This window comes from Micromonospora sp. NPDC047557, from assembly GCF_043205095.1.
Lineage (GTDB): Bacteria > Actinomycetota > Actinomycetes > Mycobacteriales > Micromonosporaceae > Micromonospora.
Genome location: NZ_JBIDDK010000006.1, coordinates 96,575 through 117,707 on the forward strand (window position 1 = coordinate 96,575; position 21,133 = coordinate 117,707).

Consider the following 21,133-nt stretch of genomic DNA (forward strand, 5'->3'; position numbering starts at 1 on the left):
GGCCGGGGTCAGTTGGACAGGAGGATTCCCGTTAGGAGGACTCCGTGGGCCAGGTTGAGGATTCCGTCGCCGCCGGGAAAACCGACCCTCGCCAGGCCGCCGGAGGCGTGGCGGCCGAACAGGTACGGGGCCAGGCTGTACGGGACGTCGGCCGTCACCGTCTCGCCGGTCTCGATCTGCACGAAGTCCATCGGCACCCGGTCGGCCGGTAGATACTGCTGCAGGATGTTGCCGCCCCGGTCGACGGCCGCGCGCAGGCTGTCGGCCCAGTCCGACGGGCTCAGCTCGGGGCCGATCAGCACGCCGTGCCCGGCCGAGCCGTCCGCCGGTTTCGCCACCAGCTCGGCCTGCTCGGCGATCGCCCGGTCGAGCACCGCGGCGGTCAACGGCACCGTGTACGGCACGTGCCGGCGGATCAGTGTCTGGTCGTCGGCGGGCAGGGCGTCCACGTCCTCCCACAGCCAGGCGAAGGTGGTCTTGTTGCCGAGCAGCCAGGCCGCCGCCGACACGAACATCGGCAGCGTGCCGGCGGCCAACGCGCCGGCCACCGCGTCCAGGCCGGCGGTCGGGGTGACCCGGTTGGGCACGAAGAGGCGGAACAGCGCGTCGACCGGCGCGCCGTCGACCACGAGCCGGTCGTCGGCGGCCAGGGTGGCGGTGGACAGGGGCGCGATGACCAGGTCGATGCCGAAGTCCCGGGCGCGGACGGCGAGCGGGCTGAGGATGCGGATGAACGTCTCCGGGTCGTCCAGCCCCGGATAGTCGGCGTCGAAGTCCATCAGCAGCGCCAGCAGGGCGCCGTCGGGCAATCCCAGCTCCTCGCGGATCGCCACGAAACGCTGGTCCAGCAGTGACGGCGCGGCGCGTACCGGCAGGTCGTCGAGGATGCCGTGCTCGGTGTAGAGCTGCGCGAACCGCTGGATGACGGTGTCGGCGTCGAATCCTCCCCCGAGGCTGCTGTCGATGTTGTACTCGACGAACTTCGGCACGCCGTCGGTGAAGATCACATCCGGCCGGTACGCGGCGAGCAGCGCCTCGGTCAGCGGCTCCGACTCGTCCAGCAGGCGGGTCTCCCCGGCCGGGACGCCGAGCAGCCGGCGCAGCTCACCGGCGGTGTCCACCCGCCGCCGGCAGGTGTCCAGGATGAGCTGGGCCAGCCGGTCGCAGACCTCGTTCAGCTCCCGCCAGGCGTCGCCGGTCAGGACCGGGGGGCGGGCCAGCCGCCACTCTTTGTTGTAGGTGGCCCGCCCATGAAAGACGCGTTCCCAGGCGGCCGCGCCGGTGGCCACCATGGCCCGGCGGGCCGGCTCCGGCAGGTCGGTCCAGGCCCCGTCGGCGGACGGCCACGGGTAGTTCGGGTCGATCATGATGAGTCCTTCATGGTCAGGTGGATGGCGGTGGCGAGCTGCTCCCGGGAGGGCTGCACGGCGCGGTCCAGCGCGGGGGCGAACGGCAGCACCGCCCCGTCCGGGCGGGTGACCCGGCGCGGCGGGGCGAGCAGCCGGACCCGCTCCACCACCGAGGCGATGATCTCGGCGGCCATGCCGCAGGAGCGGTTGGCGTCGTCGAGCACCACGAGACGCCCGGTGCGGGCCACCGACTCGGTCAACCCGTCGATGTCGAAGGGGTACAGGGTGCGCGGGTCGAACACCTCCACCGAGACCTGGTCGGCCATCTCCTCGGCGACCGCGAGCGCGTCGTGCACCAGGTGCCCGACCGCGACCACTGTCACGTCGTCGCCGAAGCGGTGGATGCGGCCGCGGCCCAGCGGCACCGGCTCCAGATCGGACACGTCGTCGCGCATGTCCATCGCGCCGGCCGGGGCGAACACCACCACCGGGTCGTCGTGCCGGATCGCGCTGACCAGCAGCCCGTACGCGTCGGCCGGGGTGGCCGGCACGACGGTGACCACGCCGACGTGGGCGAAGAGGCTGTACGGGTGGTCGGAGTGCTGCCCCGCCCAGCCGGTACGCGACCCGGAGCCGGGCACCAGGTAGGTGACCGGCACCGCGCACTGCCCGCCGGTCATCAGCGGGAACTTGTGCGCGTGGTTGACGATCTGCTCGAAGACCAGGAACAGCAGCGACGGGATCTGGAACTCGATCACCGGCCGGAGTCCGGCCAGCGCCGCCCCGGTGGCGAAGCTGGTGAACGCCTGCTCGGACAGCGGAGTGTCGCGGACCCGGTCGACGCCGAACCGTTTGGCCAGCCCGGTGGTCACCAGCGACGCGCCGACCTGGATGTCCTCGCCGAGCAGGAACACCGCCTCGTCGCGGGCCAGCTCGTCGGCAAGTGCCCGGGTCAACGCCCGGCGGTACGACAGTCGGGGCACCTCAGCCACCTCCGGTGCGCACGGTCATTCAGCCACCTCCGGTGCGGGCGGTCAGGCCGCTGGCGTACAGGTAGGTCAGCGCGTCGGCCGGGTCGGGGTGCGGGCTGTCCAGGGCGAAGCGCACCGCCGCGTCCAGGGTCGCCTCGACCTCGGCGTCCACGGCGGCGCGCTCGGCGTCGGAGAGCCGGTCGCCCTGGATGCGCACCGGGTCCCGGGCCCGGCCCCGGCTCACCTCGTCGGGCGGGCGGTAGTCGAGGCGTACCGCGTGTTCGAAGGTGTGGTGGGCGTCGAAGCGGTAGGTCCGGGCCTCGATCAGCTCGGGGCCGCCGCCGGCGCGCATCCGGCCGACGGCGGCGGCCGACGCGTCGCGTACCGCCTCTGGGTCCTGGCCGTCGACCTCGACGGCCGGGATGCCGAAGGCGGCGGCGCGGCCGGCGATGCTGCCGGCCACCGCGCCGGCGACCGGCATCGTGGTGGCGTAGCCGTTGTTCTCGCAGACGAACAGCACCGGCACCCGCCACAGCGCGGCCAGGTTGAACGCCTCCAGCAGCATCCCCTCGTTGACCGCGCCGTCGCCGAAGAAGCTCACCCCGACGGTGTCGTGGCCCTGCCGTCGGCGGGCCCACACCGCGCCCGTGATGATTCCCCCGGAGGCGCCGACGATGGCGTTCGCGCCGAGCACGCCGATGCTGAGGTCGGCGGCATGCATCGAGCCGCCCCGCCCGGCGTTGAGGCCGGTCAGCCGGCCGCACAACTCGGCGAGCATCCGGGCCGGGTCGGCGCCGCGGGCCAGTACGTGCCCGTGCCCGCGGTGGGTGCCGGCGAGCACGTCGTCGGCCCCGAGCGCGGCGCAGACGCCGGCGGCGATCCCCTCCTGACCGAGGTACGGGTGGATGCCGCCGACGATCTGTCCGCCGTGGACCAGCTCCACCGCACGCTGTTCGAACCGGCGGATCAGCCGGACCGTGCGGTAGAGCCGGACCGGGTCGGCGTCGGTCACGCCGGCCCCTTGACCGCAGCGAGGATGTCGTCCCAGAGCCGGGCGCGGGCGGCGAGGGCGGTGTTGACCGTGTCGGCGCACTCCTGCCACTTCGTGTCGTCGTCGCCGCACAGGTCGGCGAGCATCTGCATGGCCATCGGGGTGTGCTGCTCGCCGTCGACCTCGATGTGCCGTTCCAGGTAGTCGACGAAGGTGTGCAGCCGGTTGCTGCGCTCGTTGACCGCGACGACCTGGGTGAACATGTCCGGGATCAGGTCCTCCCGGCCGAACGCGAAGGCCGCGGCCTGACAGTGCACCGGGGTGGACTCGATGATGTGCCAGGTGGTCGCGGCGAACCGCGCGGACGCGGCCGGCGCCCCCGCCTCGGCGAGCGCGTCGGTCACCGGCCGGCCGGCGCGCAGCAGGTCGACGAGGGCGTTCACGGCGGTGGTGTCCGCGCCGGCCTCGGCCATGCCCCGCACGTACAGCTCGAAGTGGCTGATGTAGCCCTCGCCCAGCTCGTCGCTCTCCTCCACCATGACGATGTCGTTGATGAGGCGGCGGCTGCCGGTCGGGCCGGTCGGGATCCAGGGGACGCTCACGCAGGTCAACTGCCGCTGCAACGACTTCAGCAGCGACATGAAGTCCCAGACCGCGAAGACGTGGTGCTCCATGAAGGTGACCAGCGACTCGTGGGTGTCGAGGTTGGCGTAGAGCGGGTGCTTGACCACGACGTCGCGCCGTTCGGTCACCGCCCGTTCCAGCCGCTCGATGCCCGGGTGCGTCCTACCCCAGTCGTAGCGTGACATGTCAGCCTCCCTGCTGGGCGCGGTGGCGCCAGATGACCGGGCAGTAGTCGGGGTCCGCGTAGTCCGGCCGCCCGTCGTGGGTGCGGCGGACCAGCACGTCGTGGTTGTACGCGGCGAGCGAGCCGTCCGAGAGCGGGTACTCCCGCCAGGCGTTGTCGCCGTCCTGCAGGTGCAGCGAGATCGCCTGTCGAGGCCGACCGCTGACGTTGGGGCCGCTGCCGTGGTAGGTACGGCAGTGGTGGAAGCTCACGTGTCCCTTGGGGATCACCATCGGGATCTTGCGGATCTCGGCGCCGTTGTGTGCGGCGTTCTCGGCCAGCATCTCCTCCAGCTGGCTGCGGTCACGGTCGGCGAAGTGCCGCACGACGGTGTCGTCGGCGCCGACTTCGGACCACCGGTGCGAGCCGTCGACCATGGTGATGGTGCCCATCTCCTGGCCGCAGTCGTGAAAGGGGATGAACGCGGTGAGCATCTTCTCCGACGACGACGACGCCCAGTAGTGCTTGTCGAAGTGCCACGGCACGATGTTGCTCGGCTCGCCGGAGATCGGCGGCTTGTAGATCAGCGTGGACTGGAAGACGCGGATCTCGTCGGCCTCGGCGAGCCGGGCGGCGACCGCGCCGATCAGCGGTTTGCGCAGGATCGCGCCCAGCCCGTCGTGCTCGTGGTGGACGTAGTCGTTGTGCCGCTGCACCGGCCCTTTCGCGGGCTCCCAGTAGGCGAGCTTCGGTGGGCGCACCGGCAGCCGGCGGTCGCGTTCGCCGTCGTAGTAGCGCTGCGCGGCGGCGGCGAGCGCGTCCACCTCGTCGTCGGTGAACAGCTTCTTCGACAGGTACCAGCCGTGCTCGGCGTAGTGCCGCACGTCGTCGTCGGAGGGCAGCAGCGCCCGCTCCTGGGCGGTCAGCGTCGGTTCGTACTCGGTCGCGGTCATGCCCCCACCCCCTGTGGTGTGGCCGCCGCGGCGGCCAGTTCCCGCTCCTTGGCCTCGTACAGCGCCTTGATGTTGCCGCTGCCGAAGCCGCTCGCGCCCCGCCGCTCGATCAGCTCCAGGAACAGCGTGCGGCGCACGTGCATCGACTCGGCGAAGATCTGCAACAGCTGCCCGCCGTGATCGGAGTCGACCAGCACGCCCAGCTCGCGCAGCCGTTCCAGCGGGGCGTCCACCCGACCGACCCGCGCCTCCAGGGCGTCGTAGTAGCTGGCCGGGGTGCCGGCGAAACGGACCCCGCGCCGGCCCAGCGACTCCACGGCCGTCACGATGTCGTCGGTACGCAGCCCCAGGTGCTGCACTCCCCCACCGGCGTGCTGGTCGAGGAACGCGTCGATCTGCCCCGGCCGGCGGGCCCGGTCGGGCTCCAGCAGCACCACGGTGACCTGCCCGGACGGGCTCTGCACCACCTTGGAGTTCATCCCCTGCCCGTCGACCTCAATGTGCTCCTCGAAGATCTGCGCGAAGTCGAACAGCCCCTCGAAGTGCCGGACCGTCTCGTCCAGCTCGCCGGACGGCACGCAGACCGCCAGGTGGTCGACCTCGGCGAGGACCGGCTTCCCCTCGTCCGTCGTGAACGGCGTCGGCGTGATCACGCCGGGCAGGAAGTCGGCCCGGCTCCCCCGGCGCTGCACCAGGCGGTGCCGCACGTCGGCGAAGCCCTCCACCTCGGCGGTCACCACCTCGGCGTCCGCGCCGGTCAGCGTGGTCGGTGGCGTCACGCCGGTCGCCCCCCGGCCCACCAGCTCGGCGTACGCCTCGGTGACGTCGCCGACCTCGACCGCGACGACCGCGATGCCGTCGCCGTGGCGCTGCACGTACCGGGCCGCCGGATGCTCGGCGCTCAGCCCGGAGGTGAGCAGCAGGCGGATGTCGCCGTGGCAGAGCAGCAGTGAGCGCTGCCCGGTCAGGCCGGTCTCCGGGCCACCCTGGCCGCAGATCTGGAAACCGACGGCGGTGCTGAAGTAGAAGGCCGCCTGTCGGGCGTCACCTACGTAGAGTTCGATGTGGTCGATCCCACGGATGTCCATGTTCAGTGCCCCTCCCCATGCTTCCCCCGTGTTGCCGTCCGGACGCCCCCCGTCCGGGATGCCGCGTCGCTCACCTCCTCGGCTCGGCGACCCGCGCGAGCAGCAGGCTCACGTTCTGGCCGCCGAACCCGAACGAGTTGGTCAGCGCGTACTCCGGGTCGGCCTTGCGGGGCGTGCCACGGATGTGGTCCGCCGGGCAGGCCCGGTCCGGGTCGTCGAGGTGGTACGTCGGTGGCAGCAGCCCCCGACCGAGCGCCAGCGCGGTCGCCGCCGCCTCCAGCACCCCGGAGGCGCCGAGCAGGTGGCCGGTGAGCGCCTTGGTGGAGCTGACCGGCACACCGCCGTCGCCGAAGACGTCCGCGAGGGCGGTGGTCTCGGCGATGTCGCCGAGCTTCGTGCCGGTGCCGTGCGCGTTGACGTAGCCGACCGCGGCCGCGGGCACGCCCGAGCTGCGCAGCGCGCCGCGCATGCACGCGGCCGCGCCGGCGCCGTCGGGGCGCGGGGCGGTCGGGTGGTACGCGTCGGTGGTCGCGCCGTAGCCGGCCACCTCGGCGTACCCGGTGGCGCCGCGGGCGGCGGCGTGCTCGGCACGTTCGAGCACCAGCAGCGCCGCGCCCTCGGCCAGCACGAACCCGGAGCGGGACGTGTCGAACGGCCGGCTCGCCCGGGACGGGTCGTCGCCGGCGCGGGCCAGCGCCCGCGCGTTGCCGAAGGTGTCGGCGAAAGTGGGAAAGAGCGGCGCCTCGCTGGCCCCGCAGACCACCACGTCGGCCTCCCCGGCCCGGATCAACCGGACCGCGTCGGCGACCGCCTGCGCGCCGGACGCGCAGGCCGTGCCGACCGACGAGCTGTAGCCCCGGATGCCGTGCGCGATGGCGATCCGCGCCGCCGGCATGTTCGGCAGGATGCCGGTGAGCAGGTACGGGCTGACCGCCGCGCGGCCCCGGGCGGCACGGGCGAGCACCTGGGTCTCCAGGGTGGCCATCCCGCCGACCCCGCCGACGATCACGCCGATCCGGGACTCGTCGACGTCGCGGCCCACCTCGATGCCAGCGTCGGCGAGCGCGTCGGCGGCGGCGAGCAGCGCGAGCACCACGATCCGGTCCAGCACGCGGCTCTCCGGCCCGGACACGACGCTGCGCGGGTCGATGTCCGGCAGCAGGCCGGCGACGTCCAGCGACTCGCGCGCCGGATGACCGTCGGGCGGCCGGGTCAGCCCGGAACGGCCGGTGGTCAGCGCGTCGAAGGTCTCCTCGACGCCCCGCCCGACCGGGGTGAACAGGCCCATCCCGGTGATCAGCGCGCTCACGCCGCCACTCCGCTTCGCTCGCTCACGACGACGCCTCGCTCAGGTAGCGCTCGCGCAGGACCACCTTGCGGACCTTGCCGGTGACGGTGACCGGGATGTCGTCGGAGCGCACCGGCACCACCCGGCGCAGCGTGGCGCCGACGTCCGCGCCGAGCGCGGCGCGGACCCGTTCGGTGCGGTCCTCGGCCTCGTCGGCGCCGGCCGCCAACTCCAGCAGCACGTCGGTGACCACACCGCCGGCCTCGGCGACGATCACCACCGTGCAGTCGGTGACGTCCGGGCAGGTGGCGAGGATCTTCTCCTCGGACAGGGCGGTGAAGAACCGCCGGCCGTCTCCGGTGTCGACCGAGTCGACCGCCCGGTCCAGGTGGTAGTAGCGGCCGTCGGCGTCGGCCCGGACCAGGTCACCCGTGAGGTACCAGCCGCGCTGGCGGAACCGGTGGGTGGTGACCGAGTCGTTCCAGTAGCCCCGGAACAACGACGGCGAGTCGACGCCCAGGAAACCCACCTCGCCGACCGGCACCGGCTCGCCCTCGGCGTCGAGCACCGCGACCCGGGCGAACGCGTACGGCCGGCCGATGCAGCGGCCGTACCGGTCGGTGTCGGCACGGTGGGTGATGTGGAACATGGAGTGCCCCATCTCGCTGGAGCCCAGCCCGTCGATGAAGACCGAGCCGGGCACCCGGGCCACAACGTCGCGGGTGACGGTGTCCCGCCAGCCGGTCGCGACCAGCCGGCGGATGTGCGGCTCGTGGGAGCAGTCGCCGGTGTTGAACCACAGCCGCACCGAGTCCAGGTCGTACCCGGACAGGTCGAAGCGGGCCAGCTCGGCCCAGGTGACCGAGAAACCGAACACCCCGTCGGGACGCCAGCGCTGGATGGCGTCGAGCACCCGCTCGCCGCCCTGCTCGGACAGGAGGAACATCTCCGCGCGGTTGCCCAGCGCCTGGTTGACCATCAGCACGGTGGCGGTGTGCGGTGCGGGCAGCGCGTTGAGGATCCGGCGGGTGCCCTGCGCCTGCGGCATGGTGAGCAGGTGCCGGGTGGCGGCGAAGAGGCTGGCGTGCGAGTGCAGCACCGCCTTGGGCACCCCTGTCGTTCCGGAGGTGTGGGTGATCACGATCGGGTCGTCGGGGTGGTGCCGGTAGTGCGCCGGGGCCGCGGCCGGGTCGCCGGTGCCGGCCTGCGCGGGCGTGCCCAGCAGCGGTACGCCCAGGTCGTGCCCGGCCAGCAGCGCGGTGTGCGCGTCGTCGGCGAGCACACCGACGCCGCGCAGCCGGCGGATGTACTCGGCGGCGATCTCCGGGCGGAGCTTGCCGTTCATCAGCGCCGGGATCGCCCCGAGCCGGGCCAGCGCCAGGAAGCTCAGCACCATGTCGGCGGCGGCGGTGGCCCAGACGGCGACCGGGTCGCGGGGGCGTACCCCGCGCTCGTGCAGCCAGGCGGCGCGGGCGGCGACCCGCTCGTCGAGCTGGCCCAGCGTGAGCGGCGCCTGCGCCGGGCGCCCGTCGACGGCGGTGTCGAAGGTCAGGCCGGGCCCGTCCGGGTCGGCGCCGTGCGCCAGCACCCGGGCCAGCATGTTGCCCGCGCCCAGCTCGGTGTCGGCGGCCAACGCGCCGCGCAGTCCCGGTGTCCTCATGGTCGTGCTCCTCCCCCCAGCAGCACCGCGACCGCCTCGGCGGACGTGTCGGGCGCCTGTTCGATCAGGACCAGCAACACCTCGTCGGCGTCGCCGTCGTCGCGCAGCAGGGCCGCCTCGGCGGTGCCGTCGGCGTACGGGTCGCCGGTCGGGCTGAGGCAGACCACCGGGCCGCGCAGCCCCCAGCGGGCCGCGAGGTGCCCGGCGACGCTGTTGGGCACGGACTGGTAGAAGAACAGCGGGCCGACCCGTCCACCGGCCTCGACCGTGGCCCGCACGTGCTCGGCGCTGGCCCGGTCGCCGCTGGCGGTGACCAGCACGATCGCCGTCCGCGTCCCGGCGGGCACCGGCCCCGCCCCGTACCGTCGCCGCAGGCACCGCTCGGCAACGGCCACCACCACCGGGGCGAACCCCGAGAACACGAACCCCGGAACTCCCGGCACGTCCCCGTCCCCGTCCTCGGGCCAGCGAGCCCGCGCGAGCTCCCACACCCCCGCCTGCCGCGCTCGTGCGGTTTCGATCGCCGTTTCGCGTGGTCCATCGGATTCGTCGGGACAGGACGTGAGAGATCGCGGGGGGTTCGGGGCGGTCACGGGGTGCCGACCAGCAGGGCGGTGTTGGCGCCACCGAAGGCGGCGTTGAGGGTCAGGGCGTGGGTCGCGGTCGTCCTGCGGGGGCGGTCCGTGATGACATCCAGGGGGCACGCCTCATCCGGGCCCCGCCAGCCCGCGTTGACGGGCAGGTCGCCGTGGCGCAGCGCCAGCGCGGTGACCACCAGTTCGAGCAGCCCGGACGCCTCCAACGCGTGCCCGTGCAGCGCCTTGGTGGAGCTGACCGGCACCTGCCCGGCGTACCCGTCGAGGGCCTGGCGCAGCGCTGCCGCCTCGGCGGCGTCGCTCTGCGCGGTGCCGGTGGCGTTGGCGTTGACGTAGCCGACGGCCTGCGGTGACAGCCCGGCCCGGCGCAGCGCCGCGCGTACCGCGTGCGCCAGCCCGGTGCCGGACGGGTCCGGCTGGCAGGGGTGGAACGCGTCCCCGGCCCGCCCCCAACCGACCACTGTGGCCACCGGCTCACCGTCGCGTCGACGGGCCACCGCGCTGGACTCGAGCACCACCGCGGCCACCCCGTCGCCGAGCAGCAAACCCCGTCGGCCGGCGCTGAACGGGCGTACCGCCCCGTCGTCGGCGAGAGCCCTGCCGGCGTCGAAGAGCGCGAACTGGTCCGGTTCGACGAGGTAGCCTGCGGCCACCACCGCCCGGTCCAGGTCACCCCGGGCGATCAGGGCGGCGGCGTCGGCCACCGCCGTGCTCGCCGACACGCAGGCGCTGGTGTAGACGCGGGTCGGACCGGACAGTCCGGTGCGCAGCGCGAGCTGGCCGGCGAGCGCGGCCGGGGTGGGCCCCGCGCCCGGCGCCGGCCCGCCGTGCACGGCGAGCAGCAACGCGCACCCCGCCCGCCGTACGTCGGTCAGGCCGGCCGCCGCGCAGGCCGCGTCGATCGCGGCGGCCAACTCGTCGGCGAGGGTGCCGACGTCGGGCAGGGTGGCGGCCACGGCGACCCGGCGGGCGGTGGTGTCGAAGCGGCGTACCGGGCCGAACGCCGGCTCACCGGCCAGGACGCCGGCGAGCTGCGCGTCGGCGCCCCGACCGAGGGCGCTGACCGCGTGCACACCGGTGAGCTGGGCGACGGGTGGCTCAGCCATCTGCGGTAGCGGCCAGCGACGCCCGGAAGACCACCAGGGCGTCGTCGACGGTACGGATGCCGGCCAGGTCGTCGTCGGAGAGGTCGAGCCGACGCTCGTAGCGCTGCTCGATGAGGTGCACGAGCCAGGCGAGTTCCATCGAGCCGATCCGGTCGGGGACCTCGGCGGCGGGTTTCGCGGTGAGTTCGGCGAGCATGGTCAGCAGGTCAGCTCGCCCCAGGTCGGGCTGACCGGACATCAGGCGTTGTCGCTCGTCGCCTCGGCGACACGATCCGCGACCATGGTGGTGAACTCGCCGACCGTCATGAGGGCCAGCTTCTCCGACTCGTCGTCGGCGAACGTCACGCCGTAGCGGTCCTCGACGCGGACGGACAGGTCGGCCAGGGCCAGCGACTCCAGGTCGACGCCGGACGGGCCGAGCGTGGTGTCGTCGTCGAGCCCCTCGACGTCGTAGTTCATGTCGGCGAGCTGCTCGACGACGAAGGCACGGACCTCGGCTCTCATGGATACCCTCTCTGCGTGGGCCAACTGACGGTGTCCGATCGGGACACCGCCTACGTGTGGGTCGGTCGGGACACCGGCGGTCGGCCGGGTCCCGCCGTGCGGTTGCTGCGGCGGGCGGGCGCGGCGCTGCTCGGCCGCGCCGAGGCGGAGGTGGTGCTGGCACACGGTCCCGCCGGCAACCCGGTCGTACGGGTCGCCGCCTCGGCGGACCCGGGGCCCGTCGAGCTGCCGGTCAGCGTCAGCCGGGCCGGTCGGGTCGTGGTGGTCGCCGCCCGGGCAGCCGGCCCGGTCGGGGTGGACGTGGAGGAGATCCGTCCGCTGCCCGCGCTCGCGCTGGCCCGCCGCTGGTTCTCGCCGGACGAGCTGGCCTGGCTGGCCGGTCGACCCGAGGCCGGCCGGGCCGCGGAGTTCCTGCGGCTGTGGACCGCCAAGGAGGCGGTCGGCAAGGCGCTCGGCCTGGGGCTGCGCGCCGGCGGACTGCTCCGGCAGATGCCCCCACCGGTCGGGCCCGGGCTGCCGCTGCGCCCGCTGCCCGGCGGCGAACCCCTGCGGGTCGGTCATCCGGAGCTGGGTGGCGGTCTCGTCCTGGCCGTCGCGGTACGCGCCGAGGCGGGCGTCGACGTCGACGTCGAGGTGGTGGAGCCGGCCGGTTACGGCGTCGACGTCGAGGTGGTGCAGCGGGCCGGTCACGACGTCGCCGCCGACCGCAGCGCGCCGGTCGAGCGGACCAGCTTGCCGGTGGTGGTGCGGGGCAACGCGTCGAGCAGGCGCAGCACCCGGGGTCGCTTGTAGCCGGCCAACCGTTCGGCGAGGAGCTTGTCCAGCATCTCCTCCGACAGCGGGCCGTCCGGTTGGACGTAGGCGGTGATGCCGTCGTCCCACACCACCACGGCGGCGGCCACGCCGGGCAGCTCGGCGACGGTGGCCTCCACCTCGGTGAGGTCGACCTTCATCCCGCCCACCGAGACCTGCGAGTCGAGCCGGCCGCGCACGGTGACCAGGCCGGATTCGGCGTCGACGGTGCCGGCGTCGCGGGTGTGCAGCCAGCCGTCGGCCCAGCGGGTCGGGTCGCTCAGCCCGACGTACGGCGACGCCGGGCAGGACACCCACAGCTCGCCGTCGGTCTCGCGGACCTCGATGCCGGGCGCCGGGGCGATCGACGGCCGGTGTGCGCCGTGCAGATCGGTGCCGATCACCCCGACCTCGGTCATCCCGTACATGTTGCCCAGCGGCACCCGGTACCGGTCGGTGAACGCCTGGGCCACGGCGGCCGGCACGAGTTCGCCGCCGGTGGTCATCCGCCGCAACTGCGGCAGGGGCCCGGACGGCCGCGTGGAGGCGAGCAGACCGATGTGGAAAGGCACACCCAGCACGGTGGCCGGCGTCGGGTCGGCGGCGATCGCGGCCAGCACGGCGTCACCGCTGAGCCGCTGTGGCGGCACCAGCTCGACCCCTGCGTGCAGGCCGTAGAGCAGGCCGCCGACGAGTCCGAGCACGTGCACCATGGAGGGCAGCAGGATGATGCGCTCGCCAGGCAGCGGCACGCCGTCGATGCGGGTGTAGCGGCCCACCTCGGCGACCAGGTCGGCGGCGGTACGGCCGATCACCTTGGACGGTCCGGTGGAGCCGGAGCTGAGCTGGATGACGGCGTGTCCGCTGACCGCCGGGCGGTCGGCGTAGCGGGTGACGCTCTCGGTGACGTCGACGAAGACCTTCAGCGCGCCGCCGGTGGTCCGCAGCGGCGCGATCACCACCTGCGGGGTGAGCCGTGCCAGGGCCCGATCCACCTCGTGGTCGGTCAGCCGGTGGTCGAGCAGGATCGCCTGTGCGCCAGTGCGCCAGGTGGCCAGCAGGTTCACCACGTACGCCAGCGACGGCGGCAGTCGTAGCGCGGCGGCGCCACCGGGGCGCAGGCCGGCAGCGATGAGCCGGTCCTGCGCGGCGGTCACCAGCCGGTGCAATGTGACCCGGTCGATCGATTCCGGCAGGCGGAGACAAACATCGGTCGGATGGCCGGAGAACAGGATGTCATCCACCCATCCGGGGTCTTCAGCCGTAAGGTTTCCTGTCGATTGATCCATCGCCCTCGCCGTTCAACCCGCAGCACAAATTAGGGCATAGCAACCGTTTGTGAACAACTTTCGGGGTGCTGACGGAACCCTACGACAGCCGCGCGGAGCATCGCTAGATGCAAATGGCTAGATCAAACAGAGCGCCCGGACCGATTGCCGCATACCGGCGCCCACCGTCACTCGGACCACCATCACGGCCCACCGTCCATGATCGACTCGGGTTCGGTGCAGCCGGGGTGTCCGGGTGAGCGGGATACCGCGGTCTGCGGGAACACGAGCCGATGTGGGATGGCAGGCGGTGAGTGTGGACGAACGCGGTCAGTCGTCGGTGCCGGGTGCGGTTGACGTGTCCGTCGGCGGAGGAAGCAGTTGACCGACGAGGATTTCCGTCAGCCATTGCTCGTACCGCTGCGGGGACCAACCTCGGTCGCTGACGAGCAGGCGGTAGACCTCCGGGGACGTGAGCGCGTTGATGATGTCGTCGGCGTCGCGTTCGCGCAGCGTCGGCTTCAGTGCGTCGGTGCGCGCGAGGGACCGCGCGAACTGCGCGTGGCCGTGTTGCCTCTGCCGCGTCAGCTCGGCGAGCAGTGCGGCGGCATCGGGATCTGTGCCCGCCGCACTGACGAGAATCCGGTGCACAGGCTCGGCCCTGGACATGATGCCGCGGACGAGGCCGGCCAAACCTGACAGCTGGCTCCTCGGGTCGCGGTCGGCGAGAAGCGCACGGACCATGGGCCGGTCGGGCAACGCTACGGCCCGGTCGTCACCGGCTATCGAGATGTCGAGCAGTGCCTTGAGGATCCCGAGCTTGGAAGAGAACAACCGGTACACCGTCGCGGGCGGGACGTCCGACACCTTGCTGATCGTCTCGATCGTCGTTGCGGCGTAGCCGCGCTCAAGGAACAGGTCCCGCGCGGCCGCAACGACCGCGGCGCGAGCCAGGCGCGTCCGCGCCTGACCGTCGCGGGACCCTTGCCCACTGACCCTGGTCGCCACATGATCGAGACTATCACTCTCGAATCAAGAGTAGTACTCTCGAAATGAAAGTTCTACTCCACAGGAGACACGCATGGCGAGCACGGCGACCCTCGGCCCGACGCAGGCGCTGCACCCGGTCGAGCAGGTTCATCTCGCCCGCGTCGCGCCGGCCCCGGGTGATCGGGCGGGATCGCTGAGTGGCGGGTCACCGGACCATCGTGGCCAATACCGATCGGACCAGTCCCGGCCGTTTCAGGCCGTGCCTGCCGTCGCGTCGGTAGAGGTGGATTGACGACAGAGGAGGCCAGCAATGGCACCGTTACTGCCCCCGATCGACAAGCCGCGGGGCCTGATCATGAAGATGGTGTACGTCGTCAGCCGCCGCCAGTTCGGCAGGGTGATGACCCCGATCAAGGTGCTGCCCCCTCGCATGCCACTCGCGTTCGGGTCCTTTTACGGCAAGCTACCGAGACTGGACCGAAAACTCCGGCTTGCGTCGCAGACCGCGCTGCTCATCCGCGAGCAGGTGGCCAGTACCAACATGTGCATGTTCTGCATGGACGCGGCCAGGTGGTACGTCATGACGAAGACGCCCGACGACCTGGCCCGCCTGGACGCGCTGCCGGAGTACCAGACCAGCCCGCTGTTCACCGCGGCCCAGCGCGCGGCCCTGGACTACGCAACCGAGCTCACCCGCGACAAGAAGGTCGAGCCCGCCACGTTCGCCCGGCTCACCCGGCACTACAGCGAGCGCGAGGTCTGCGACATCGTCTGGCTGGTGGCCAGCGAGCACCTGAACAACATGACCAACATCGGCCTGGGCATCGGATCAGACGGCTTCTGCGAGCTGGCCCAGCGGGCGGGGACGAAGGGGCCGGTTCGCGCCCTGCCCGCCCCGCCGTCAGACGTGGCCCGCCACCGGACCGACGACGCTGCCGCCGGCACTGCCTCCGAGGAGCAGTCATGACCACGGCACCCACCACCGCCGCCCGAGGTCTTGTCCGGGCCGGTGCCTACTGGGGCACCACCGCAGCCGTCGTCGCTGAGTGCGCCATCGGCGGCACGATGGACCTCCTCCACATGCCGCCGTTCTACCCGGCGATGATCGACCTCGGGTATCCCGGCTACCTGGCCACCATCCTGGGAACCGCGAAGCTCATCGCCGGGGTGGTGGTGCTCGCGCCCCGCCTGCCACGGCTGAAGGAATGGGCCTACGCCGGCATCCTGATCAACATGATCGGTGCGGCCGCCTCAATCGTCGCCACGCGTCAATCGGCCACCGCTCTCATCCCACCTGCCATGGTCGCCGGGCTGGCGCTGCTGTCCTGGACGCTGCGCCCACCAACCCGACGGCTCTAGTACGCATCCGTGTGCTCGTCCAACCCCGCCCGCATGCGGGCGTCGGTGAAGCACTCCCGCATCGGGCGCACCGGGTCCCGGTGCTCTTCAGTGCGCTCCCAGTTCTCGAAGTCGGGCAAGGCTCGCCCACTCGCTGGTGATCAGCCACTGCTCCGGGTCGGTCGACGAGCGGCAGACCTGATCGACCAGATGCCCCGGCGACCAGATGCCGCACCTCCTCGTACGCGGCAAGGAACTCCTCGGTGCGTGGCGCCGGCACCCGGACCAGGAAGACCACTCAGGCCCGCTGCTCGCTCATGGCGTCTCTCCCCTCGCCGGCGCGGCCCCCCGCAGGACCAGCGCGCTGTTGAACCCGTCGAAGCCCCGCGCGCAGACCAGCGCGAGCCGACTGCGCGGCCGGCGGTGCTCGCGCAGGAAGTCCAGCTCGCACCCGTCGGCCACCTCGTCCGGGGCGGCGGACGCGGGCAGCGTGTCGTGCGCGAACGCGAGCAGCGCGGTGGCCACGTCCAGCGCCGAGCCGCCCTGGTGCGCCCGGCCGGTCAACGGCTTCTGGGTGGTGACCGGGGGCGACCGGTCGGCGAACACGGCGCGCAGCGCCTCGGCCTCGCTGCGGTCGTAGCGGGGCACACCGAGAGCGTCCGGCAGCACCACGTCGATCCCGGCCGCCGAGACACCCGCCCGGTCCAGGGCCAGCCGCATCGCGCGGGCGTACTGGGCCGGATCGCCGGCGCTGTCGGCCGTGGTGTGCGCGGCGTCGTGGGTGGCGCCCCAGCCGCTCACCTCGCCGTAGATCCGGGCGCCCCGCGACAGGGCGTGCCCCAGCTCCTCCACCACGAACACCGCGCCGCCCTCGGCCGGCAGGTAGCCGCTGGCCGCCGCGTCGAACGGCCGGTACGCCCGCTCCGGGTCGGCGACGTCGCTGAGCAGCCCGGAGCGCAGCTGGCAGGCCAGCGCGTACGGACTCAGTGGACACTCGGTCGCCCCGGCGATCACCACCGGCGTGCCCCGGCGTACGGCGCGGGCGGCGTGCGCGAGGCTGTCCAGCCCGCCGGCCGTCTCCGCGACCAGCACCCCGCTCGGCCCCTTGAACTGGTGGTGGATGGAGAGCTGCCCGACGCTGGCCGCGTAGAACCAGGCGATCGACTGGTACGCGCCGACGGTGCGCGACGTCCCGCCCCACAGTCGTTGCAGCTCCCGCTGGCCGAACAGGTTGCCCCCGGACGAGCTGGCCAGGGCCACCGCGTAGCCGTACGGGTCGGGTGCCCGTTCGGGCAGGCCGGCGTCGGTGAGCGCCAGCCGGGTGGCGGCGAAGCCGAGGTGCGTCCACCGGTCGGTCTGCACCAGTTGCCGGCTGTCGGCGTAGGAGTCGGCAGTGAAGTCGGGGACCTCGCCGCCGAAGCGGGTCGGGTAGCCGGCCGGGTCGAACAGGGTGATCGGCCCGGTGCGTCGGGTGCCGGCCAGCACGGTGCGCCAGTGCGCGTCCACGCCGACGCCGCTGGGCGCGACCACCCCGATGCCGGTGACGACCGCCCGGGCGGCGCTCACGCCGCCACCGTCGGAGGCAGTCGACGGAACACCATCGCCGACTGGAAGCCGCCGAACCCGCTGCCCACCGACAGGGCCACGTTGACGGGCACCTCCCGCGCCTCGTTGGGTACGTAGTCCAGGTCGCACTCCGGGTCGCGGGTGCTCCAGTTGGCCGTGGGCGGCACGACGCCGAACTCGATCGCGAGGGCGCAGGCGGCCATCTCGATCGACCCGATCGCGCCGAGCGAGTGCCCCACCATCGACTTGATCGAGCTGATCGGCACCCGGTACGCGGCCTGGCCCAGCGCCCGCTTGAACGCGGCCGTCTCGTGCCGGTCGTTCTGCCGGGTCCCCGAGCCGTGGGCGCTGATGTAGGAGACCTGCTCGGGGATGATCTGGCCCTGCCGCAGCGCGTCGGTGACGGCGAGGCCCATCTCCAGCCCGTCCGGGCGCAGCCCGGTCATGTGGTAGCCGTTGCTGCGGCTGGCGTAGCCGGCGACCTCGCAGTAGATGTGGGCGCCGCGCCTGCGGGCGTGCCCCGCCTCCTCCAGCACCAGCACCGCCGCGCCCTCGGCCAGCACGAACCCGTGCCGGTCGGCGTCGAAGGGACGGGAGGCGTGCGCGGGGTCGTCGTTGTCGGGGCTGGTCGCCTTGATCGCGTCGAACGAGGCGACGGTCACCGGTGAGATCGGCGAATCGGCCGCGCCGGCCAGCACGATGTCCGCCTCGCCGTCCACGATCAGCTGGTGGGCGTAGCCGATGGCGTCGATGCCCGACGTGCAGCCGGTGGATACCACCTGCGCCGGGCCGTGCAGCCCGTGCCGGCAGGCCACGTCGGCGGCCAGGCTGCTCGGCACCAGCGCCTGGTAGAGGTACGGGCCGCCGAGCGCCGCGTCGACCAGCCAACGCCGGCCGTGGTCGCTGACCCGCACGTACTCCTGTTCCAGGGCCATCGTGCCGCCCACGGCGGTGCCGAGCACCACCCCGGCGCGGTCCCGCTCGGCGTCGCTGAGCACCAGGCCGGCGTCGGCGATCGCCTCGGTGGAGCAGGCCAGCGCGAACTGCACGTACCGGTCGGCGCGGCTCCGTTCGGCGTCGGTGAGCCCCGCGGCGATCGGGTTGAAGTCGCACTCGGCGGCGATCTGGGAGCGGAACGGCGACGGGTCGAAGAAGCTGATCCGCCGGGTGGCCGTACGTCCCTCGGTGATGGTCTTCCAGAAGCGGTCCCGGCTGGCGCCGCCGGGAGCGACCACCCCGATGCCGGTCACCACCGTGCGACGCCCGCTCACGACCCGCCCCGTTGCTCGACCAGCTCCGTGTCGACGTGTCCCAGCTCCGGACGCGGGGCCAGCGGGCCCAGGTGGAAGACCACCTCGGCCGGCTCGGACCCGGTGTTGCGCAGCCGGTGCCGCACGTTGACCGGCACGAACAGCGCCTCCCCGGCGGCGACCTCGGTGGGCTGGTCGTCCAGGTCGACAGTGATCGCGCCACGGGCCACGTACAGGAACTCCTCGCTGTACGGGTGGTAGTGCTCGGCGATCCGCTCCCCCGGCGCCAGGGTGGCCACCCCGAGGAAGCCCGAGGTGCTGCCGACGGTGCGGGGCCCGAGCAGCACCCGCAGTTCGCCGCCGCGCCGCCGGTCGGCCGGTACGTCCGCCGCGCCGATCGGCCGGGTGCCCAGGTCACTCATCGCCGGCCCCCGTCGACTCGCCGGCGGCAACCGGGCTGTCCGGCGCGGCGCCGGCCGCCGGGCTGTCCTGCTCCTCGCGCTGCCGGGCGATCCGCTCCACCCGATCCTTGATCACCGCGAGTTGGATGACGCTGTTGGTGTTGATCCGCTCGGTCATCCCGGCGTTGTCGACCGGTGCGGTGGGCTTCATGGCGAAGTCCTGCGTCCAGGTCATCCGGGTGCCGCCGGCCTCCTCGGTGTAGCGCCAGTGGATCCGCATGTACTCGAACGGCCCGGTCTCCACCCGGTGCGCCCGCACCTGTCGGCTGACCGGGTCGGCGGTGCGTTCGCTGACCCAGCTCCACGCCACCCCGGACTCGTCGGGGTGCATGGTGAGCCGGAACCGTACGGTGTGCCCGTCGCGGTGCAGGATCTCCACCACGGCGTACTCGGTGAACAGCTCGGTCCAGTTCGCCACGTCGTTGGTGACGTCCCAGACCAGCGCGAGCGGCGCGTCGATGACCACGGAGTTCTCGGTGTGCCCGGGCGGGTCGGTGCGCCGGGCGACCAGGTCGGCCACCGCCGGGATGCTCAGCTGCCCGGCCTGTTCGGGGATGCTCACCTGCCATCGGTCGGCGACGACCGCGGAGAGTTCCAGCAGGGCGAGCGAGTCCATGCCCAGCTCTTCCAGTGACGCGGCGGGCGCCCGCGCGGCGGCGTCGGCGTCCAGCCCGCAGTGCGCCACCAGGATGTCGGTGATCTCGGCGGTCATCGGGCGACCATGGGTGACGGTCATCGGGTCCTCCGGTTGGATACGTCGGGCTCCGCGGCGGGCGCGGCGCGAGGTGTGGGGGTGGCCGTCGGCCGCTGTGCGGGCACCGGCGGCGGCATGGCGAGCAGGCGGTCGACCAGGCCGGTGGTGTAGCGGCCCTTGCGGAACGCGGCGTCGTCGAGCACGCGTCGGACGAACCCGATGGTGGTGTGCACGCCCGGCCCGGCGATGTCGAACTCCTCCAGGGCACGCTCCAGCCGGTTGAGCGCCAGCTCCCGGTCGGGCGCCCAGACGATCACCTTGGCCAGCAGCGAGTCGTACCAGGGGCCGACCAGGTAGCCGGCGCTGGCGTGGGTGTCCACGCGGGTGAACGGGCCGCCGGGCGGGGTGAACCGCTCCAGGCGACCGGGCGTGGGCGCGAAGTCGCGCTCCGGGTCCTCGGTGTTGACGCGGCACTCCACGGCCACGCCGTGCAGCTGGATCTCCTCCTGCCGCCACCGCAGCGGCACCCCGGCCGCGATGTGCAGTTGCTCGTGCACCAGGTCGATCCCGGTGACCATCTCGGTGACGGGATGTTCCACCTGGATCCGACAGTTGATCTCCAGGAAGTGGAAGCGTTCCTCGGCGTCCACCAGGAACTCCAGCGTGCCCGCGCCGACGAAGCCGACCTCCAGGGCACCCCGCAGCGCGGTCTCGGCGATGGCGTCGAGCGCGGCGGCGGACAGCGCCGGAGCGGGCGCCTCCTCGATGAGTTTCTGGTGCCGGCGCTGCACCGAGCAGTCCCGGGTGCCCAGGTGCACGCCGTTGCCGTGGGAGTCGCAGAGCACCTGCACCTCGACGTGCCGGGCCTCGGTGAGGTACCGCTCGACGTACACCCGGTCGTCGCCGAAGGCGGCCTGCGCGGCGGCCCGTGTCCGCGCGTAGGCCCGGGCCAGCTCGGCCGGGCGGCGCACCACGGTCATCCCCCGGCCCCCGCCCCCGGCGGCGGCCTTCACGATCACTGGGTAGCCGACGGCGTCGGCGACCTCGGCCGCCGCGGCGGCGGTCGCCACCGGCGCGACGCTGCCCGCCGGCAGCGGCAGCCCGGCCCGGCTCATGAGGGCCCGGGCCGAGGACTTGTCGGCAAGCGCCGCCATCACCGCCGGCGGCGGGCCGATGAACGTCAGGCCGTTGTCCGCGCAGATCTCTGCGAAGTCGGCGTCCTCGGAGAGGAAGCCGTACCCGGGATGCACGGCCTGCGCGCCCACCTGCCGGGCCGCCTCCACGATGGCGGCGGCGTTGAGGTAGCTGCGTCGGCTCGACGCCGGCCCGATGCGGACGGCCTGGTCGGCGAGGCGCACGGCCGCCGAGTCGGCGTCGGCGGCGGAGTAGACCACCGCCGTGCGCACACCCAGCTCCCGACAGGCCCGCAGCACTCGCAGCGCGATCTCACCCCGGTTGGCGATCAGCACGGTCTCGAACAT

General features: G+C 73.0%; 22 protein-coding genes and 1 pseudogene. 3 read left to right on the forward strand and 20 right to left on the reverse strand.

The features are described from left to right. Positions 1-8 precede the first annotated feature (8 nt). From ACGGAQ_RS16790 to ACGGAQ_RS16845, 12 genes are all read right to left on the reverse strand, one after another. Positions 9-1,367 (reverse strand): hypothetical protein, encoded by a 1,359-nt coding sequence (locus ACGGAQ_RS16790; protein ID WP_393049874.1) that lies wholly within the window; start codon positions 1,365-1,367, stop codon positions 9-11. Then, positions 1,364-2,332, reverse strand: a complete 969-nt coding sequence (locus ACGGAQ_RS16795) for an alpha-ketoacid dehydrogenase subunit beta (RefSeq protein ID WP_393049877.1) — start codon at positions 2,330-2,332, stop codon at positions 1,364-1,366. The genes ACGGAQ_RS16790 and ACGGAQ_RS16795 overlap by 4 nt, the downstream gene beginning before the upstream one ends. Before the next feature lie 28 nt (positions 2,333-2,360). Beyond that, positions 2,361-3,332: a thiamine pyrophosphate-dependent dehydrogenase E1 component subunit alpha gene (locus ACGGAQ_RS16800; protein WP_393049880.1), complete on the reverse strand. Its 972-nt coding sequence runs from the start codon at positions 3,330-3,332 to the stop codon at positions 2,361-2,363. Beyond that, positions 3,329-4,120 carry a DUF3050 domain-containing protein gene (locus ACGGAQ_RS16805; protein ID WP_393049882.1) on the reverse strand — a complete coding sequence of 264 codons (792 nt, stop codon included), beginning with the start codon at positions 4,118-4,120 and terminating at the stop codon, positions 3,329-3,331. Before ACGGAQ_RS16805 ends, ACGGAQ_RS16800 begins: the two co-directional genes overlap by 4 nt. Before the next feature lies 1 nt (position 4,121). Beyond that, positions 4,122-5,051 (reverse strand): phytanoyl-CoA dioxygenase family protein, encoded by a 930-nt coding sequence (locus ACGGAQ_RS16810; protein ID WP_393049885.1) that lies wholly within the window; start codon positions 5,049-5,051, stop codon positions 4,122-4,124. Next, on the reverse strand, positions 5,048-6,139 hold the full coding sequence (gene hppD, locus ACGGAQ_RS16815; protein ID WP_393049887.1) for a 4-hydroxyphenylpyruvate dioxygenase: 1,092 nt from the start codon (positions 6,137-6,139) through the stop codon (positions 5,048-5,050). The genes ACGGAQ_RS16810 and hppD overlap by 4 nt, the downstream gene beginning before the upstream one ends. Positions 6,140-6,209: 70 nt before the next feature. Then, a complete protein-coding gene (locus ACGGAQ_RS16820; RefSeq protein ID WP_393049889.1) occupies positions 6,210-7,448 on the reverse strand; it encodes a beta-ketoacyl-[acyl-carrier-protein] synthase family protein in 1,239 nt (412 codons plus the stop codon). A gap of 22 nt (positions 7,449-7,470) precedes the next feature. Then, on the reverse strand, positions 7,471-9,087 hold the full coding sequence (locus tag ACGGAQ_RS16825) for a class I adenylate-forming enzyme family protein (protein WP_393049891.1): 1,617 nt from the start codon (positions 9,085-9,087) through the stop codon (positions 7,471-7,473). Then, entirely contained in the window at positions 9,084-9,578 is a 495-nt protein-coding gene (locus tag ACGGAQ_RS16830; RefSeq protein WP_393049894.1) for a beta-ketoacyl synthase chain length factor, read from the reverse strand. Before ACGGAQ_RS16830 ends, ACGGAQ_RS16825 begins: the two co-directional genes overlap by 4 nt. Before the next feature lie 98 nt (positions 9,579-9,676). Continuing rightward, on the reverse strand, positions 9,677-10,789 hold the full coding sequence (locus ACGGAQ_RS16835) for a beta-ketoacyl-[acyl-carrier-protein] synthase family protein (RefSeq protein WP_393049897.1): 1,113 nt from the start codon (positions 10,787-10,789) through the stop codon (positions 9,677-9,679). After that, positions 10,782-11,027, reverse strand: a complete 246-nt coding sequence (locus ACGGAQ_RS16840; RefSeq protein ID WP_393049899.1) for an acyl carrier protein — start codon at positions 11,025-11,027, stop codon at positions 10,782-10,784. The genes ACGGAQ_RS16835 and ACGGAQ_RS16840 overlap by 8 nt, the downstream gene beginning before the upstream one ends. Next, positions 11,027-11,293 (reverse strand): acyl carrier protein, encoded by a 267-nt coding sequence (locus ACGGAQ_RS16845; protein WP_354862635.1) that lies wholly within the window; start codon positions 11,291-11,293, stop codon positions 11,027-11,029. The genes ACGGAQ_RS16840 and ACGGAQ_RS16845 overlap by 1 nt, the downstream gene beginning before the upstream one ends. A gap of 15 nt (positions 11,294-11,308) precedes the next feature. Between ACGGAQ_RS16845 and ACGGAQ_RS16850 the strand changes: the two genes are divergently transcribed. Further along, positions 11,309-12,085: a 4'-phosphopantetheinyl transferase family protein gene (locus ACGGAQ_RS16850; protein WP_393049903.1), complete on the forward strand. Its 777-nt coding sequence runs from the start codon at positions 11,309-11,311 to the stop codon at positions 12,083-12,085. Here ACGGAQ_RS16850 and ACGGAQ_RS16855 read toward each other — a convergent pair. Together ACGGAQ_RS16855 and ACGGAQ_RS16860 are read right to left on the reverse strand one after the other, a co-directional pair. After that, a complete protein-coding gene (locus ACGGAQ_RS16855; RefSeq protein WP_393049906.1) occupies positions 11,980-13,374 on the reverse strand; it encodes a class I adenylate-forming enzyme family protein in 1,395 nt (464 codons plus the stop codon). The genes ACGGAQ_RS16850 and ACGGAQ_RS16855 overlap by 106 nt on opposite strands. A 309-nt stretch (positions 13,375-13,683) precedes the next feature. Next, positions 13,684-14,361, reverse strand: coding sequence for a TetR/AcrR family transcriptional regulator (locus ACGGAQ_RS16860; RefSeq protein WP_393049909.1), 678 nt, complete (start codon positions 14,359-14,361; stop codon positions 13,684-13,686). Positions 14,362-14,653: 292 nt separating this feature from the next. On the opposite strand from ACGGAQ_RS16860, the gene ACGGAQ_RS16865 reads away from it, so the two are divergent. Together ACGGAQ_RS16865 and ACGGAQ_RS16870 are read left to right on the forward strand one after the other, a co-directional pair. After that, a complete protein-coding gene (locus ACGGAQ_RS16865; protein ID WP_393049912.1) occupies positions 14,654-15,310 on the forward strand; it encodes a carboxymuconolactone decarboxylase family protein in 657 nt (218 codons plus the stop codon). Next, positions 15,307-15,702: a DoxX family protein gene (locus ACGGAQ_RS16870; protein WP_393049915.1), complete on the forward strand. Its 396-nt coding sequence runs from the start codon at positions 15,307-15,309 to the stop codon at positions 15,700-15,702. Before ACGGAQ_RS16865 ends, ACGGAQ_RS16870 begins: the two co-directional genes overlap by 4 nt. Here ACGGAQ_RS16870 and ACGGAQ_RS16875 read toward each other — a convergent pair. The 6 genes and pseudogenes from ACGGAQ_RS16875 to ACGGAQ_RS16900 form a co-directional block, all read right to left on the reverse strand. After that, positions 15,699-15,979, reverse strand: a pseudogene (locus ACGGAQ_RS16875) (antibiotic biosynthesis monooxygenase family protein). The gene ACGGAQ_RS16870 and the pseudogene ACGGAQ_RS16875 overlap by 4 nt on opposite strands. Before the next feature lie 17 nt (positions 15,980-15,996). Then, positions 15,997-17,247: a beta-ketoacyl synthase N-terminal-like domain-containing protein gene (locus tag ACGGAQ_RS16880; protein WP_393049918.1), complete on the reverse strand. Its 1,251-nt coding sequence runs from the start codon at positions 17,245-17,247 to the stop codon at positions 15,997-15,999. Next, a complete protein-coding gene (locus tag ACGGAQ_RS16885; RefSeq protein WP_393049920.1) occupies positions 17,244-18,518 on the reverse strand; it encodes a beta-ketoacyl-[acyl-carrier-protein] synthase family protein in 1,275 nt (424 codons plus the stop codon). Before ACGGAQ_RS16885 ends, ACGGAQ_RS16880 begins: the two co-directional genes overlap by 4 nt. Further along, on the reverse strand, positions 18,515-18,919 hold the full coding sequence (locus ACGGAQ_RS16890) for a cupin domain-containing protein (protein ID WP_354862623.1): 405 nt from the start codon (positions 18,917-18,919) through the stop codon (positions 18,515-18,517). Before ACGGAQ_RS16890 ends, ACGGAQ_RS16885 begins: the two co-directional genes overlap by 4 nt. Next, entirely contained in the window at positions 18,912-19,694 is a 783-nt protein-coding gene (locus ACGGAQ_RS16895) for an SRPBCC family protein (RefSeq protein WP_393049923.1), read from the reverse strand. Before ACGGAQ_RS16895 ends, ACGGAQ_RS16890 begins: the two co-directional genes overlap by 8 nt. Next, positions 19,691-21,133, reverse strand: coding sequence for an acetyl/propionyl/methylcrotonyl-CoA carboxylase subunit alpha (locus tag ACGGAQ_RS16900; RefSeq protein ID WP_393049926.1), 1,443 nt, complete (start codon positions 21,131-21,133; stop codon positions 19,691-19,693). Before ACGGAQ_RS16900 ends, ACGGAQ_RS16895 begins: the two co-directional genes overlap by 4 nt.